The sequence below is a fragment of the Streptosporangium sp. NPDC000396 genome (assembly GCF_042898655.1).
Taxonomy (GTDB): domain Bacteria; phylum Actinomycetota; class Actinomycetes; order Streptosporangiales; family Streptosporangiaceae; genus Streptosporangium.
Genome location: NZ_JBIAZA010000005.1, coordinates 260,299 through 275,197 on the forward strand (window position 1 = coordinate 260,299; position 14,899 = coordinate 275,197).

The 14,899-nt window shown below is 70.1% G+C and carries 15 protein-coding genes; 5 read left to right on the plus strand and 10 right to left on the minus strand.

Annotation, left to right across the window (positions count from 1 at the left end; genetic code table 11):
- Window positions 1-28: 28 nt before the first annotated feature.
- Complete coding sequence (locus ACFY2X_RS10580; RefSeq protein ID WP_389935480.1) at window positions 29-1,504, minus strand: alpha/beta hydrolase family protein; 1,476 nt, start codon at window positions 1,502-1,504, stop codon at window positions 29-31.
- Between the two features lie 78 nt (window positions 1,505-1,582).
- On the opposite strand from ACFY2X_RS10580, the gene ACFY2X_RS10585 reads away from it, so the two are divergent.
- The gene (locus tag ACFY2X_RS10585; RefSeq protein WP_389935483.1) at window positions 1,583-2,146 is read left to right on the plus strand and encodes an ArsR/SmtB family transcription factor; all 564 of its coding nucleotides are present in this window, start codon (window positions 1,583-1,585) and stop codon (window positions 2,144-2,146) included.
- A 182-nt stretch (window positions 2,147-2,328) separates the two neighbouring features.
- Here the strand turns inward: ACFY2X_RS10585 and ACFY2X_RS10590 are convergent, their stop codons facing one another.
- The 3 genes from ACFY2X_RS10590 to ACFY2X_RS10600 form a co-directional block, all read right to left on the minus strand.
- On the minus strand, window positions 2,329-3,711 hold the full coding sequence (locus ACFY2X_RS10590; protein WP_389935486.1) for a sensor histidine kinase: 1,383 nt from the start codon (window positions 3,709-3,711) through the stop codon (window positions 2,329-2,331).
- Window positions 3,711-4,397: a response regulator transcription factor gene (locus ACFY2X_RS10595; protein WP_389935489.1), complete on the minus strand. Its 687-nt coding sequence runs from the start codon at window positions 4,395-4,397 to the stop codon at window positions 3,711-3,713. Before ACFY2X_RS10595 ends, ACFY2X_RS10590 begins: the two co-directional genes overlap by 1 nt.
- Window positions 4,398-4,486: 89 nt before the next feature.
- Complete coding sequence (locus ACFY2X_RS10600; protein ID WP_389935493.1) at window positions 4,487-5,053, minus strand: hypothetical protein; 567 nt, start codon at window positions 5,051-5,053, stop codon at window positions 4,487-4,489.
- Window positions 5,054-5,338: 285 nt separating this feature from the next.
- Between ACFY2X_RS10600 and ACFY2X_RS10605 the strand changes: the two genes are divergently transcribed.
- Window positions 5,339-5,599: a GntR family transcriptional regulator gene (locus ACFY2X_RS10605; RefSeq protein WP_389935496.1), complete on the plus strand. Its 261-nt coding sequence runs from the start codon at window positions 5,339-5,341 to the stop codon at window positions 5,597-5,599.
- Between the two features lie 55 nt (window positions 5,600-5,654).
- On the opposite strand, the gene ACFY2X_RS10610 is transcribed toward ACFY2X_RS10605, so the two are convergent.
- The 3 genes from ACFY2X_RS10610 to ACFY2X_RS10620 form a co-directional block, all read right to left on the minus strand.
- Entirely contained in the window at window positions 5,655-6,890 is a 1,236-nt protein-coding gene (locus ACFY2X_RS10610) for a hypothetical protein (RefSeq protein ID WP_389935499.1), read from the minus strand.
- Between the two features lie 321 nt (window positions 6,891-7,211).
- The gene (locus ACFY2X_RS10615) at window positions 7,212-8,804 is read right to left on the minus strand and encodes a carboxylesterase/lipase family protein (protein ID WP_389935501.1); all 1,593 of its coding nucleotides are present in this window, start codon (window positions 8,802-8,804) and stop codon (window positions 7,212-7,214) included.
- 138 nt (window positions 8,805-8,942) lie between these two features.
- Window positions 8,943-9,731, minus strand: a complete 789-nt coding sequence (locus tag ACFY2X_RS10620; protein WP_389935504.1) for an SDR family NAD(P)-dependent oxidoreductase — start codon at window positions 9,729-9,731, stop codon at window positions 8,943-8,945.
- 109 nt (window positions 9,732-9,840) lie between these two features.
- Here ACFY2X_RS10620 and ACFY2X_RS10625 point away from each other — a divergent pair, with 109 nt between their 5' ends.
- Window positions 9,841-10,431 carry a TetR/AcrR family transcriptional regulator gene (locus ACFY2X_RS10625; RefSeq protein ID WP_389935507.1) on the plus strand — a complete coding sequence of 197 codons (591 nt, stop codon included), beginning with the start codon at window positions 9,841-9,843 and terminating at the stop codon, window positions 10,429-10,431.
- A 7-nt stretch (window positions 10,432-10,438) separates the two neighbouring features.
- Here the strand turns inward: ACFY2X_RS10625 and ACFY2X_RS10630 are convergent, their stop codons facing one another.
- Both ACFY2X_RS10630 and ACFY2X_RS10635 read right to left on the minus strand, forming a co-directional pair.
- Window positions 10,439-10,876: a carboxymuconolactone decarboxylase family protein gene (locus tag ACFY2X_RS10630; protein ID WP_389935510.1), complete on the minus strand. Its 438-nt coding sequence runs from the start codon at window positions 10,874-10,876 to the stop codon at window positions 10,439-10,441.
- On the minus strand, window positions 10,873-11,622 hold the full coding sequence (locus ACFY2X_RS10635) for a dienelactone hydrolase family protein (protein WP_389935513.1): 750 nt from the start codon (window positions 11,620-11,622) through the stop codon (window positions 10,873-10,875). Before ACFY2X_RS10635 ends, ACFY2X_RS10630 begins: the two co-directional genes overlap by 4 nt.
- Window positions 11,623-11,764: 142 nt before the next feature.
- Between ACFY2X_RS10635 and ACFY2X_RS10640 the strand changes: the two genes are divergently transcribed.
- Window positions 11,765-12,595, plus strand: a complete 831-nt coding sequence (locus ACFY2X_RS10640) for a helix-turn-helix transcriptional regulator (protein WP_389935516.1) — start codon at window positions 11,765-11,767, stop codon at window positions 12,593-12,595.
- A 10-nt stretch (window positions 12,596-12,605) separates the two neighbouring features.
- On the opposite strand, the gene ACFY2X_RS10645 is transcribed toward ACFY2X_RS10640, so the two are convergent.
- Window positions 12,606-13,529 (minus strand): cyclase family protein, encoded by a 924-nt coding sequence (locus tag ACFY2X_RS10645; protein ID WP_389935519.1) that lies wholly within the window; start codon window positions 13,527-13,529, stop codon window positions 12,606-12,608.
- Window positions 13,530-13,559: 30 nt separating this feature from the next.
- On the opposite strand from ACFY2X_RS10645, the gene ACFY2X_RS10650 reads away from it, so the two are divergent.
- A complete protein-coding gene (locus ACFY2X_RS10650) occupies window positions 13,560-14,849 on the plus strand; it encodes a serine hydrolase domain-containing protein (protein ID WP_389935522.1) in 1,290 nt (429 codons plus the stop codon).
- Window positions 14,850-14,899: the final 50 nt, after the last annotated feature.

Sequence of the window (14,899 nt, forward strand, 5' to 3'; positions counted from 1 at the left end):
ACCGGGCGCTCGTCCCTCTTCCCGGCCGTCACGGGAGCAGCAGGCCCCAGTGAAGAGCCCACGGGACGAGCACCGTCCCTCCGGCGAGCAGGAGGCCGAGCCGTACCCTCTCCCCTCGCGTCACGGAACCTCGGGAGCGGCGCCAGGCGAGCGCGGTGAGGATCGTGGCGATCACGGAGGCCACCGCGAGGGCCTGCAGGGCCAGCCAGATCAGCGGGCGTCCCGCCAGCACGGGCCCGGGAGCGGCCAGCTTGCCGCCGGTCGTCAGCAGGTAGAACAGATAGGAGAACGAGCCGAGCACCACCGTGAGCCCTCCGGCGCTGAGCAGCCGCGCGGCTCTGGTCGCCGGAGCCTGCGAACGGCCGCGGAGGCGCCTCGCCAGCGCGACCACCGGGTAGGCACCGAACGCGACCACGAACAGCGCCAGGGCCACGAGCTGGATCGCCCCCGACCCCCACCAGGCCGGAGGATCCATCGGCCTGCTCGGCGTGACCTGCACGGGGGCGGGTCCCGACGTCCGCGCCGTGGGCGGCCTGCCCGCCGTGACCTCGCCGACCCAGGATCCGACCAGATCGGCGTAGCCGGGGGCCAGCTCGGGCAGCCGGGTGACACCGCCGTCGGGGCTCTGGTGGGCGGCGTGGTCGGCGCCGGGGAAGAAATGGAACGCGTAGTGCCTGTTGCCGCCCTTCTCCAGCGCCCTGGCGAAGATCGGCGGGCTCTCCTTGGGCGGGGTCAGCAGGTCATGGGTGCCCCAGATGCCGAGCACCGGCTGGCGCACCGCGGCTATGGTCGGCTCGGGGTCGTAGTAGGGCTCGGGGAACATCCCGCCGTCAGCGATCATCTGATACATGACGGGCTCGGCCCGGTCGACGAGTGAGCCGGACACCCCCGCCTTGCGCAGCCCGGCCGCCACGGTCCAGGTCTGCTGCCGCAGCGGCGGCAGGCCGTTCGCGCCCACGAGCACGACGAAGGCGATGTCCGCCGAGCGGGACGCCGCGATCGGGGCCACCCAGCCGCCCTCGCTGAGCCCCCATATGCCGACTTTCGCCGGATCGACGCCCGGCTGGGACCGCAGCGCGGCCACGGCCCCGAGCGCGTCGTCGGCGAGCTGCGAGTAGGACCGGTGGAAGAGCGAATAGCCCTCGGACCGCTTGTCGTAGATCAACACGGACAGGCCCCTGCGGGCGAACTCGACGGCCTCGCCCATCAGCTTCGTACGAGGCGTGCCTGTGCCCGCGCCGTGCACCAGAACGATGCCGGGCCGCGCGGACCTTCCCTCGGCAGGCGAAAGGACCGTGCCGTGCATGGCGAGGCCTCCGCTGCCCCGGAAGCTCACCTCCGCCGCTTTCAGGTCGGAGGGTACGGCGGGCGCGGGCGCGACGGCCGCGCCCGTGATCGTGGTCGCGGTCGCGGTCGCGGTCGCGGTCGTGGCCGCTCCGGCGGCCACCGGAGCGGCCGTGACCAGGCAGAGCGCGGCGGCCACCGCAGGGAGGATTCGTCTCATATGCCGAAGATAGTCTGCAGAGGTTTGTCGGCAAACAGATATCTGCAGATATCGTTCTGCAGGACTAGGCTGTTCATCATGAAGGATGACGAGTCGCTCGTTCTCGACGACCCCGCGAGGCTCAAGGCGCTGGCCCACCCCATGCGACGGGCCATGCTGCGCCATCTCAACCTGCACGGCCCCGCGACCTCGACGACGCTCGGCGAGTTGCTCGGCGCCAAGACGGGCACGACCAGTTACCACCTGCGGCAGTTGGAGAGGAGCGGCTTCATCGAGGAGATCCCGGAGCGCTCCGGCGGCAGAGAGCGCTGGTGGCGCAAGGTCGAAACGCCCAGAGACATCCGGCTGCCCACCCCCGACCAGCTCTCCCCCGAGGACCGCCCGGTGCTCGCCGAGCTCCACCGGATCGGCATGGACGAGGACCGTGAGCTGTTCGAGCGCTTTCCCGAGGCCTACCTGCGCGACCCCGACTGGGCCAAGGGGTCACGCGGTCTCGGCCGGATGACCAAGCCGGAGTTCGAGGAGTTCTTCGAGGCCTACATGGCGCTGCTGATGAAATACAGCCATCGGGCCGAGGACGCGCCCCCGGACGCGCGTCCCATGTACATCCGGCTCTTCGCCTTTCCCGCCGACGAGGACTGACCACCTCCCGTTTCGGACGTCAAGGCTCCAAGGCGTTGATCGAGCGCCGCGCCGGAGCGGACCAGAAGATCACATCTAGCCGGGTCCGCCCAGCAGACAGGTGGGACCGGTGCCGCCACCACCGTGACAGCCGATCTTCACCGAGGTTCCGGCCGGCATTTTCGCTGCTTCTGCGACGATCACTACCGAAGCTCCCCGGCAACCTGCCCGGGAAGCTCCACGTGCACGGCGGTGCCGTGCTCCGCGGCCGAGGTGATCCAGCAGCGCCCCCCATGGGCGTCGGCGATGGCCTTGACGATCGCCAGGCCGAGCCCTGCGCCGGCGGGCCCGCCCTTGCTGAACCTGTCGAACGCCCTGGCGGCCTGCTCCTGCGGCATCCCGGGCCCGTCGTCAACGACCTCGATCAGCACGCCGCCATGCGCCTGTCGCGCCAGCCGTACCACCGCGGTCGTCCCCTCGGGCGTGTGAGCCCGGACGTTGGCCAGGAGATTGATCAGGATCTGCCGTATCCCGGGCTCGTCGACCACGGCCGGCAGGGAGTTCGGGGCGTCGACGAGCACGGGGGATTCCGGGGCGATCGCCGCGCAGTCGGCGGCGATCTCGCGGGCGGCCGCGGCCAGATCGGTCTCAGCCGGCTGGAGCTCGGCGCCGCGATCCAGACGGGCCAGTTCCAGCAGCTGGCCGACCAGATCGCCCATCCGCGTGGCCTCGTCCTCGATCCGCCCCATGATCTTCGACAGCTCCTCGGACGGGATCGCGCCGGTCCGGTAGAGCTCGGCGTAACCGCGGATCGCGGCCAGGGGAGTGCGCAGCTCGTGCGAGGCGTCGGCGGCGAAGTGGCGAACCCTGTCCTCGGAGGCCCAGCGGTCCCGCAGCGCCCCGGCAACCCGGTCGAGCAGCAGGTTGATCGTCCCGCCCAGCCTGCCCGCCTCGGAGGACCCCTCCGGCATCCGCAACGACAGGTCACCGCTCCTGGCCATGTGGTGGGCGGTATCGGCCATCCGGGACAGCGGCGCGAGCCCGCCGATGATCAGCATCCGGCCGATCATCGCCAGCGCCAGGATGAGCGCTCCCCCGGCGAGCAGCTCGGCCAGGATGAGCCTGCGCACCGGCGCGTTGACCGACTCCAGCGGAACGGCGACGACCACCAGCATGTTCGGCCTGGCCCGCGTGACGGCTCTGGCGAGCATGCTGTACTCGCCTGAGGGGTCGAGATCGAAGGTCTGTCCGGCCTGGGCGTAGGCCTTGATCCGATTGCCGCCCAGCCGCTCGATCAGGAACGGCACGGCCGTCGCCTCTGCGGCGTCACCCTCGACCAGCCGGGCCCGGCCCGAGGTGAGGTTGAACAGGGCCGCCGCGTACGTGGAACCGGTCAGCACCCGGCCCAGCTGCCCGCTGGGGGCGGTCTTCCCGATCCCAGGCTTGGCGGCGGCGGTCACGAGCTGGCCCTCCAACCGGTCGCGTAGGTGCCCGCGCAGGACGAGCACACTCACGGCCGAGAGCGCCACCAGCAGGATCACGCTCACCCCGAGCAGGCCGACGAACAGGCGGCTGCGCAGCGACATCAGGGGGCCCGCAGGGTGTAGCCGACGCCACGCTGGGTGTGGATCAGCGGGGGCCCCAAGGGAGCGAGCTTGCGGCGCAGGTAGGAGACGTATGTCTCGACGACCTGCGACTGCCCGCCGTACCCCCAGACGTGTTCCAGCAGCTGGCGCTTGGTCAGCACCAGACCCTGGTGTTCCATGAGAAACGCCAGCAGCCGGAACTCGGTGGGAGACAGTGCGATCTGCGTGCCGCCGCGCCGTACCTGCCAGCGCGACTCGTCGAGCTCCAGGTCGGCCACGCGCAGGATGTGCGCGTCCTGCGCGGTCTCGCTCCGCCCGGCCTCGACGGTACGGCGCAGCACGGCCCGCACCCGCGCGACCAGCGCCTCGACCGAGAAGGGCTTGGTCACGTAGTCGTCGCCGCCCAGGGTCAGGCCGTGAACGGTGTCCGCGGGGGTGTCCCGCGCGGTCAGGAAGATCACCGGAACGCGCCGGTCCGCGAGGCGACGGCAGACCTCGAAGCCGTCGATGCCGGGCAGCGCCACGTCCAGCACGATCAGGTCCGGCTGGTTGCGCTCCACCTCGGCCAGAGCGTCCTCACCCGTGGCCACGCTCGTCACCCGGAAACCATGGAAACGCAGTGCAAGTTCCACGATGTCGCGGATGTGCGGTTCGTCCTCGACAACCAGGATGGCTCGCTCAGTCATGGCGGACCATTCTTACCGATTCTTACCGATCTGTTCGTGTGTTCAAGCCGAGTGGGGCCCCGGCGCATCACGGGACCCCACCCCCCGGATCAGCTGCTGGGAACGGACGGAGCCTCGAGCATTCCGCGGTTACGCGGCACGAACACGGCCGCGGCGGTCGGCCCGACCGCGCCGGGGACGCCGATCGCGAACACGCCGTCACCCACGAGCAGCTTGGACAGGTCGGCGGGCTTGCCCAGGCGCCGGTAGCGGGTCGTCTCGTGCATCGTCCAGGTCTGGAGGAAGCCGTCCTTGCTGGTGATCGTCACCGACGTGGGGGTCTTGGCGGTGATCGTGCCTCGCTGCCAGGTGTAGTCGATGAACACCGGGCCCTTGTCGCGCACCGTGGCCTGGCCTCGCAGACCCACCACGAACATGTTGTAGTAGGAGCGGAAGCCCGGCGCGTGCGGCGTCGAGTCGGTCTTCAGGATGTGATCCGTGATCGTCTTCACGCCGTCGGGCACGGTCGCGGCCGTGGTCGTCGGCGTCTCCGTGCTGGTCGTAGACGATCCGGCCGTGGACGATCCGGGATCCTCGGCCCAGGCCGAGATGGGCGACGTGGCCAGCATCGCCGAGGCCGTCATGGCCGCGAGGCCGAGAACGATGGTCTTCTTCATTGGACTTCTCCTTGGTGAGTGTGCTGCCCCTGGGGGCAGACCAAGGCAATCGGTCCCACTTGTGATGATCTATGGAGAAGTATGGGAATTCCCTGAGAAACCATATGAAGGCATTTTGACGACGCAGAAGACGGGCAGGCACGAGCGACCGTCCGGCGGCAGGAAGGATGAGGCGCCCGACGAGAACAGCCGCTGACACGACTCTGGCGCGGGCCCGTGTCGCTTACATACCCTTGAAACGATTGGGTTCGGGGTTGGAACGCACTCTGCGCCCGAGTTCGGTGCATGATCATGACGATTGACCACGACGGGGCCGTCCCCGTCCACCAGCAGCTCGCGAACATCCTTCGCGAGCGGATCGTGCGCGGCGAGATAGAGCTGGACTGCCCGATCCCCTCGGATTCAAGCCTTCGGCGGCAGTACGGCCTCGATCTCGACAGCGTCCACCGCGCGGTCCAGGTGCTCCGGGATGAGGGACTCCTCTACACCCTGGAGGGGCAGGGCGATTACGTGTCCTCCCGCGCCGCGGAGACCGGCGGCGGCTAGGATCCGTCTTCAAGATCCAATGGCCGGGCCGGCACTCAGAAAATCAATTCGAGACTCAGCCGCCGTGGAGGCCGTCGGGATCGCAGTAGTTGATCTCTCTTGTGGGTCTGAAGTTCGCCACGATGATCTCTCGCTTGAACTTTCCGCCCTTCGGCACGTCCTCGGCCGACACCTCATAGGTGAACTGCTGCATCGCCCGCAGAGTGGTGCCGCCGATGATGACGGGCCTGCGCGCGAGATAGATCGCGCCCCACGGGCAGCAGTAGTAACTGCCGAACGGTTTGCGGTCGGCATCGGTGGCATAGGTGACGGAACCGTCTTTGAACGCCGCGTCGATCTCAGCCTGGATACGGAGGGTGGCGGCGGGATCGGGGTCGTATTCCCACATCTCCTTGATCGCCTGCCGGGCACGCGGATTCGCCTGCCACACATCGCGTTTCTGCGGGTCGGTCAGGCACCACTGGTCGAAGTAACGGGGGTTCGCCACCGGAGCGGTGGCCGATGGCACGGCCGGCCGTACCGCAAGGCCTCGATAACCGGCGATCAGCTGGGGCATCGCGATCAGTTGCCCGAGGTGGTAGTAAATCTCCAGCGCGCGTTGCAACCGCTGCTCGATCGCCTCGTGCATGCGCTGCTGCGGATCGGTGTCGAGCAGCCCTTCGGCGTAGTCGGCCGAGGTCGCGGCCTCGGCTGCGAGCTGCCGCAGCCGCTGCAGGTCCACTTTGTGCCAGTCGCCGTCCACGACGGTCTGCTCGAACACGCCGAAGGCCACCTCGGCATGCCCCCGGATCGCACGGGACGCGGCCAGCATGCCCTGCAGGTGGGGTAGCGGACACGGGTCGGCCTCGGCCCATGCGGGCAGGTCCGCCGGCAGCTGAAGCTCCCTCTCCAGCAGGTATCCGGGATTGCCCGCCGCCTGACGGGCGTATGAGACCCATCCCTCCACCTGGTCAAAACACGCGGCCACCTGCCGGCCGGTGACCTGCGGGACATATCCAGTCGTACGCGGATCGGCGGCATAATCGGCATCGAGAAGGTGCTCTCCAATGGTCTGCAGGACAAATGCATTCCAGGTGCACAGCAGCTGCCTGGCGGCGCCCTGCGGGCCGTACCACAGATTCACCCCGTCCTGGGCGAGCTGGCGGCGCAGAATCTCGGCATGTTCCAGCTCCGCGTAAACAAGTCCGCCCGCCCTTCGATACGCCTCAAGCTCGTCGGCCGGCACCTCACCCTTGAAGGCCGCCGCCATCCGGGTCATGAGCGTTGGCTTCCCGGCCCCCTGGGTTGTCATATGCGTCCTTCCGCCCGCCCGTTTTATTTGTCGTAGCCTAAACGCTTGAACTATGCCGGGAGATCCTTAACAGGCGGCACATTTCAATCACAAAGGCGGGCCTGGTCGCGCTATCGCGCCACGACGGCAATTGAACGGCCGCTGATTGTCACCGCGAGGTCCTCGCCGGAAATCAGGAAACGGCCGGTACCTCGTGCACCGTGCGCCCGATTCCGGTCTCAGTGCCGGTGAAGATGGCGGCCCGGCCCATCTGGTTGACGTGGCGAATGCCGGACACCGAGCCACCGTCCCGGATTACCGCGGCCTCGTGCCGACCGCTCGCTACATGAGTCCGTCCAGGGTGGACCAGAAGTCCAGGTTGTGGTCGGCGGCGTAGTCGACCGGCTTGACCGCGTCCGGCTCCAGGGACTGGGTGGAGGGGACGGGGGCGGCCGGGTCGAAACGTTCCCAGCGGGGCAGGCCGTCGCCGTTGGGGTCGCCGGTCCGCGCGAAGTTGGTCCAGTAGGCGATCATCTGGTCGGACAGCCTCCGCTGCGCCGGGGTGAAGACGGCCTTCTTCTCGGGGAACAGGTACGGCAGGTCGCCCGCGTGGAAGGCGCCCCAGTCGAAGTCCGTCTTCAGCGGCAGGAACATCGGGGCCTTGCGGTCGGCGAACTGGTAGGCGTAGGTCCGGGCCTTCCTGCTCAGCGACCGGTTCTGCTCGAAGACGGCCTTCGCCCACATCCTGTCGGTGACCGCGGCGGCCCACGCCAGCCCCGGCGAGCCGTACTTCCCGGGCGGGTACTTCGTGCCCACCTTCGCCGCGTTCTTGCCGAAGGCGGTCTTCAGCAGCCCGTCGTACTGCCCGGCGGTGACCGGTTTGCCCGCCACGTCGTGGAACAGCCCGACGAAGAGCCGATGCTCGTCGCGGGTGGCCCCGGAGATCACCGGAACCCGGTGGACCCGGCCGGCCCGGAGTTCCTTCGACGGCAGCCTGGGCAGCGTCTCGGTCCCGTAGGCGTAGGCCTGGAACATGTTCATGATCTGCGGGACCTTGAGGATCCTCTCCACCGGCAGGGCGCGCAGGCACGCCAGGTCCCCGCAGCCGAGCCGGGGCGCCACGTATGTCCCCATGCCCTCGACCTCGGCCACCGGGCGCCAGGCGTAGGACGGGGAGGCGGGAACGCCCTGGCCCATGCTGCCGGCGAGCATGTCCATCATGCCCTCACCGCTCTGCATGACGGCCCGGTCGAACAGGCCCTTCCCGCCCGGCGAGGTCAGGTGCCCGCTGATGCTCAGCGCGCCCCACGAGACGCCGAACACCGTCACGTTCGAGGGGTCCCCGCCGAACGCGGCGGCGTTGCGGCGCACCCAGCGCAGGGCCGCCTGCTGGTCCTGCAGGCCGTACGTGCCGGACCCCCTGAGCCCCGGGTACCCGAAGCCGCCGAACACCCCGAGCCGGTAGTTGATCGTGACGACCACCACGTCCCCCCGGGTGGCGATCCGGCGCGCGTCGCTGAGGTCGCCGGAGCCCAGGGCCCCGTCGCCGTGGATCCACACCATCACCGGCCTGTTCCGGCGGGGCGTGCGCGGCACCGTCACGTTGAGGAACAGGCAGTCCTCGGCGGAGCTGGCCACCTTCGCGTAGTCGCTGCCCACCTGCGGGCACATGTTGCCCGGCCTGGTCGCGTCCCGGGTCCCGGTCCAGGCCTTCACCGGCGCCGGCGAGTTCCATCGCAGCTCCCCCACCGGCGCGGCGGCGTAGGGGATCCCCTGGAAGATCCGGTGTTCGCCGGTCACCGTTCCCCGCACGGCTCCCGCATCAGTTCGCACCGCGCTCTCGTCGGCCTGCTGCCGCGTCTGCCCCGCCTGTGTGCTCGCGCACGCCGGCAGCAGGAACATCGCCACCACGGCGCTCATGGTTTTTCCGTTCATGCCCCCCACGCTGTCAAGGGACGATCGGCCCCGGCAGATCCATCGATCCCGGGTGACCCAGGACAAAAGTCCTTATGGATCTCCCCTTGACCGTGCCCGGCGCCACGGCCCTGCCTCCGTGAATTCCCGTCTCCGAGCTCAGACGGTCTTGATCGACCCGCCGTCGATGAGATGGTCGGCGCCGTTGATGCTGGCGGCATGGGGAGAGGCGAGGTGGACGACCAGGGCTGCGACCTCGGCGGGTTCGACGAAACGGCCGGTGGTCATGCCCATCCCCGCCGGGAGCTGCGCCAGTAGTTGCTCGTGCTCCACCCCCATCGACCTGGCGAGCTCCGCGCCGTACCCGGCCGGGTCCTCCCACATGGAAGTGCGCACCAAACCGGGTGAGACGGTGTTGACCCGCACGCCCTGGGGTCCGAACTCCTCGGAGAGGGCCTTGCCGAAGGCTGTCAGCGCCGCCTTGGCGGTGGTGTAGGTGACGGGCCCGGCGTGGGGTAGCCGGGCGCCGTTGGAGGAGATGTTGACGATGCTCCCGCGGCTCCGCAGGAGGCTGGGGAGGGCGGCTCTGGTGGCGCGGACCGCGCTGAGGAAGTTCAGGTCGAACGCCTGCCTCCACTGCTCCTCGTCGAAGCCGAGGAACCCGCCCAGCTGCCCCTCACCCCCGTCGCCACCACCGACGTTGTTGACGAGCAGGTCGATCTCGCTCAGCTCGGCCAGCGCCTCGCCGATCAACAGCGCCGGGCCGTCCTGCGTGGACAGGTCCACCGGTACGGCGGTCGCCCCGGTCTCCTTGAGCTCCGGCGAGACCGTGCGCGCACCGGCCACCACCCGCATTCCCTCCGCCACGAGCGCCGTCACGATCGCCAGCCCGATCCCCCGGCTCGCCCCGGTCACCACGGCGGTCTTCCCGCTCAGTCGCATGTCCATGAGAACCTCTTTCACGATTTGCATCACTGAAGACGCAATGAACTTATTACTTGCAACATCGATGTTGCAAGTAATGATTGAGAAGTGACTCTGCTGTAGTCTTCGAGCCGTGGTGAGAGGCGAAGCAAGGGACCATGGCGGCAGAGCGCTGCGCGCCGACGCCGAGCGGACCGTGCTGGCGATCCTGGAAGCGGCCGAGCGGGTCCTGAGCAGGAACCCCTCCGCGACCATGGAGCAGATCGCCGAGGCCGCAGGGGTCGCCCGCACCACCGTCCACCGCCGCTTCGCCTCCCGCGAGGCCCTGGTGGACGCCATGACGGCCTGGGCCACCCGCCAGTTCGACGCCGCCGTGGAAGCCGCCTACTCCATGACCGCACCGCCCCTGGTCGCCCTCTACCAGGTGACGGCGAACGTCCTCCGAGTCAAGATCAGCTGGGGGTTCGCGATGAGCCGGCCCTCCTCGGCCGATCCTGAGGTCGCGCGCATCCACGCCGCCGTGCTCGACAGGTGTGACCAGATGTTCCGCCGCGCCCGAGACGCGGGCGTTCTGCGGCCTGACGTCGACCTCGTCTGGGCGCGCCGCGTCTACTACGCCCTCATCCACGAAGCCGCCCAGAGCGAGGGCGACGATCCCGACACCCTCGCCACCCGGGTCGTGGACACCCTGCTCCGGGGCGTCGGATCCGACCGCGGCCTGTGAGCCGCGCTCAGAGCAGCCCGCGTTCGCCGAACACCCGTCTGGCCACGAGCATCGCGTTGACGACCCGGGGGAAGCCCGCGTACGGCAGCACCTGCATGACGGCCTCCACCACCTCTCCCGGCTGGAGGCCGGCGTTGAGACCGGAGTGGAGGTGCGCCGCGAGCTGCGGCGCGCAGTCGCCGAGGGCGATCAGGACGCCGAGCGTGACGAGCTCGCGCCTGGCCGCGTCGAGGCCGGGCCGGGAGTGGATGTCGCCGTAGGCGAACTCGACGGCGTAGCGGGGCAGGTCCGGGGCGATCTCCGCGAGCAGGGCGTAGGCCTCGCTCCGGGCGGTGGAGGCGCCGTCGAGGGCGGCGATGCGGGCGGTTCCCCGCTCGTGACGGTCATTCACCCGGCCGTCCGCTCCGGCGCGACCCGCCTCTCCCGCGAAGTCACGCTCGCTCACGCGGACGCCTTCCTGGCGGAGACGCGCTCGGTGAAGTCCAGGATGCGAAGCCAGGCGTCTTCGCAGGCCTGCCGCCACTCGCCGAAGGACCGGTCGAAGAACGAGTGCGGCGCGCCTTCGTAGACGTACGTCTCCTGTTCCTTGCCCGCCGCGTCGATCCGTGCGGTCAGCAGGCCGAACTCCTCCTGCGAGGTCGCCACGTCCTCGCCGGCCAGCAGGAGCAGCAACGGCGCGGACAGGTCGTCGACCACGTCCTCGACCAGGTTCGGCAGCCCGTAGAACCCGATGGCTCCGGCGAGGCCGAGGTCGCTCGCGGCCAGCCTCCATGACTGGCCGCCCCCCGCGCAGAAGCCGACGGTGAAGACCGGGCCGGGGCTCTCCCACCGCAGGAACGCGGCGGCAGCGGCGGCGTCGGCCCGCACCTGCTCGGGCTGGAGCCGCGGGTAGTGGCTCTTCCAGTCGAAGGAGTCGTCCCGCTCTCCCACACCCGCCGTACGGCCGTAGTAGTCCACAGCGACGGCCAGGAAGCCCGCCTCGGCGAACCGCAGGGCGAGGTCGCGGTAAAAGGGGTGCAGGCCGCGGACGTCGGGCAGGAGGATCACGCTCCGGCCGTTCGGGGCGGCGGGTGCCGCGCGGTAGGCCGCGAAGCGGTTGCCGTCCTCGGACGCCAGCTCCACGGGCCCGTGGTCGGCGACCTGCCCGGCGATCGGCCCCGCCGGAGGCCTGCTGTCGGTGGTGTGGCACATGGTGGTGGGTCCTTTCGTTTGTGACGGCCGGATGCCGCCGGGTGAAAGGCTCGCCGCTCTCCGGCACACCACCCAGACCCCTGCCGTTACTGGTACTGGCAGGGACAGGCTCAGCGAGGGCCGGCCCGGCACAATGGGGACCATGGATGATCGTCACGATCTGGGTGGTTTCCTGCAGTCCAGGCGAAGCCGTCTCTCCCCCGAGCGCTCCGGCATCCGGGGCGGGTCACGGCGGCGGGTCCAGGGACTGCGCCGCGAGGAGGTCGCCCAGCTCGCGGGGATCAGCGTCGAATACTACGTACGGCTGGAGCAGGGCCGGGCGACGCGGCCCTCGGACGAGGTGCTGGAGGCTCTCACCCGCGCCCTCGGTCTCGACGAGGTGGAGCGGGAGCATCTCCGGGACCTGGCGAGGCTCCCCCGCCGCGGCGAGCGGAAGAAGACGCCCGCCGAGCGGGCCCGCCCGGAGCTGGTGCACCTGCTCGCCGCCATGACCGACGTCCCCGCCTTGATCCTGACCGATCGCATGGACGTGCTGGCCTGGAACCGGCCGGCCGCCCGGCTCATCCTCGACTTCGATGCCGCCATTCCCAGGGACCGGAACCTGGCGAGGTTCGTGTTCCTGGAGCCGGCCGCCCGCGAGCGCTACCTCGACTGGGAGGAGGTCGCCCGGTCGGCCGTGGGCGGCCTGCGGCTCACCGCGGGCCGCAGGCCCGACGACGCGACGCTGGCCGCCCTGATCGGCGAGCTGGCGATGAACAGCGACACGTTCCGCACCCTGTGGGCGGGCCGTGACGTCGAGCTGCGCACTCATGGCCGCAAGCGCCTGTGGCATCCACTCGTCGGCGAGCTGACGCTGCGTTACGAGAACTTCGAGGTCGTCGGCGGCTCGGGGCAGTTGCTGACCACGCTCTACGCCGAACCGGGCAGCCCCGAGCAGACCACGCTCCAGCTGCTCAACACGCTGGCACCGTGATCAGCCGCGATCAGAGGATCGCCAGGGGGTTGATGGGGCTGCCGGTGCCTCCTTCGATCTTGAGAGGGGCGGCGACGAAGACGAAGTCCTTGCCCGTACGGCCCGCACACGCCGCGCCCAGTTCCTCAAGCCAGAGCATCTCCGCCAAGTGGATGCCGTGGCGCCAGAGCAGGATCATGTGGAGATCGTCTTCCAGCCCCTCGTCAGCCAGCTGGCGGGCGTTGAGGCCGCCGATGGCCGCGTTGTCGGAGGCGACCACGGAGACGTCGCGGGAGGCGAGCCAGCGGCCGCCGTCGGCGGACAGGCCGGGCTGGCCGGACCAGTACTCCTCGGGGGAGCTGTTCCAGACCAGGGGCCAGCCAGTGCGGACGACGGCCACGTCGCCCGGCCGCACGTCGTCGTGGATCTCCCGCAGAAGGTCGCCGGAGACGCGCATGTCCACCGGGAGATGGTCCAGGCCCAGGTGGCGCGGAACGTCGAAGAGCACCGCCCGCGCCACGACGCCGCCGACGGTCTCGATGCCACACCGGGTGGCACCGTACGATCTGACCCTGGCGGCTGGGTGACCGTTGTAGAGCTCCTCTCCCGCCCACATGTGGCACAGGGCGTCCATGTGGGTGGTGGTGCCGTGGTGGGTGACGACGAGGGCGTCGTCGGCCATGCGCAGACCGGCGCCGATGGGACGGGTCCCGGCCGCGTAGTCACCGCCGTCGACCGACATGAAGTGCTGCGGCAGCGGCCGGCCCCGCAGATGGGGAACCGTCGTGGGCGCGGGTGAGGAGGTCGCCCCCCTGATGGGCATGGCCAGGCTGATCACCTGCCCTGTGGAGGCGGAGGCCAGGGCGGTGAGGACCGCGGCCGGGGTCAGGAGGTTCAGGGTGCCGCGCTGGTCGTCTGGGCCGAAGCGGCCCCAGTTGTTAGGCTCGGTGACCAAGCAAGTGCTCACTTTCATAAGGATGGGTCAATGGCGGTGGTTCACGGACAGTGCGATCCCCGGTTCTCCCGGGTGCGCGAGGTGTTCGACCGGCACTTCGCCGACGGCGAGGAACTGGGGGCGGCCTTCACGGTCTTCCTGGACGGCGAGCCGGTCGTGGACCTGTGGGGCGGGGTCGCCGACCGGCGCAGCGGGCGGTCCTGGGAGCGTGACACCCCGGCGCTGACATACTCGTGCGCCAAGGCGGTGACCGCGACGGCGGTGCTGCTGCTGGCCGAGCGGGGACAGCTCGACGTCGCCGCCCCGGTCGCGGACGTGTGGCCGGAGTTCGCGCGGAACGGCAAGGAACGGATCACCGTCGAGCACCTGCTCACCCACCAGTCGGGGCTCCCCACGATCGAGGAGCCGGTCCCGGTGGAAGAGTTCGAGGACCAGGCCGCCATCGCGGACCGGCTGGCCGGGCAGGCTCCGATCTGGGAGCCGGGCACCGCACACGGCTACCACGCGTTGACGTACGGATTCCTGCTCGGCGAGGTGATCCGCCGGGTGTCGGGCAAATCGGCGGGCGAGTTCGTGGCCGCCGAGATCGCCGGGCCACTGGGGCTCGGGCTCTGGCTGGGAGCGCCGGACGACGTGGCGGCGCGGGCGGCCCGGCTGTCCGCCGGGGAGCGGAGCGCATCCGCCGGGACCAAGGCACCCGCGGACACCGCACAGACCTCGGCCGCCGGCGGCGCGGGAACCGACACGGACGCCACCCCTGACGCCACCCCTGACGCCGCCTCGCAGGTGTCCGCGGTGTCCGAGCTGCCCGGCCGGAGGGCCGGCGACCCTATGCACGAGATGTCCCGGGCCGCGCTGGACAAGGACAGCCTGATGAACCGGGCCCTGGGCAACCCACCGATCCACAGGCTCCAGGGCGGTGCCAACCACCCGGTCATCCTGCGTTCGGGCTGGCCGGCGATAGGGGTCGTCACCACGGCCCGGGACCTGGCCGGGTTCTACCGCGACCTGATCGCCGGCCGGATCCTGCGCCCGGAGACCCTGGGCGACGCCGTCCGGCGGCGGGTCAGCGGCCCGGACAGGGTGCTGTTCATCGACAGCTCCTTCGGCCTGGGATACATGCGCCCGGCCCTGACCTACCTCGTCCCCGCCAAGGGCGCCGAATCCGCCTTCGGCCACACGGGTCTGGGCGGGTTCCTGGGACTCGGCGACGTCGAGCACGGCCTGGGCATGGGTTACACGATGAACAAGATGGCCAACGCGGTCTCGGGCAGCCTCCGGGCCTACCGCCTCGCCGACGCCGTCTACGAGTCGCTCTAGAACCTGCTTCGCGACCCCTCCCCGCGGCGCGGCCGTTCCCGCCGGGCCGT

Coding starts and splice junctions, on each gene's coding strand:
- ACFY2X_RS10580 (WP_389935480.1), bottom strand. CDS start 1,504: ATGAGACGAATCCTCCCTGCGGTGGCCGCCGCGCTCTGCCTGGTCACG.
- ACFY2X_RS10585 (WP_389935483.1), top strand. CDS start 1,583: ATGAAGGATGACGAGTCGCTCGTTCTCGACGACCCCGCGAGGCTCAAG.
- ACFY2X_RS10590 (WP_389935486.1), bottom strand. CDS start 3,711: ATGTCGCTGCGCAGCCGCCTGTTCGTCGGCCTGCTCGGGGTGAGCGTG.
- ACFY2X_RS10595 (WP_389935489.1), bottom strand. CDS start 4,397: ATGACTGAGCGAGCCATCCTGGTTGTCGAGGACGAACCGCACATCCGC.
- ACFY2X_RS10600 (WP_389935493.1), bottom strand. CDS start 5,053: ATGAAGAAGACCATCGTTCTCGGCCTCGCGGCCATGACGGCCTCGGCG.
- ACFY2X_RS10605 (WP_389935496.1), top strand. CDS start 5,339: ATGATCATGACGATTGACCACGACGGGGCCGTCCCCGTCCACCAGCAG.
- ACFY2X_RS10610 (WP_389935499.1), bottom strand. CDS start 6,890: ATGACAACCCAGGGGGCCGGGAAGCCAACGCTCATGACCCGGATGGCG.
- ACFY2X_RS10615 (WP_389935501.1), bottom strand. CDS start 8,804: ATGAACGGAAAAACCATGAGCGCCGTGGTGGCGATGTTCCTGCTGCCG.
- ACFY2X_RS10620 (WP_389935504.1), bottom strand. CDS start 9,731: ATGGACATGCGACTGAGCGGGAAGACCGCCGTGGTGACCGGGGCGAGC.
- ACFY2X_RS10635 (WP_389935513.1), bottom strand. CDS start 11,622: ATGTGCCACACCACCGACAGCAGGCCTCCGGCGGGGCCGATCGCCGGG.
- ACFY2X_RS10640 (WP_389935516.1), top strand. CDS start 11,765: ATGGATGATCGTCACGATCTGGGTGGTTTCCTGCAGTCCAGGCGAAGC.
- ACFY2X_RS10650 (WP_389935522.1), top strand. CDS start 13,560: ATGGCGGTGGTTCACGGACAGTGCGATCCCCGGTTCTCCCGGGTGCGC.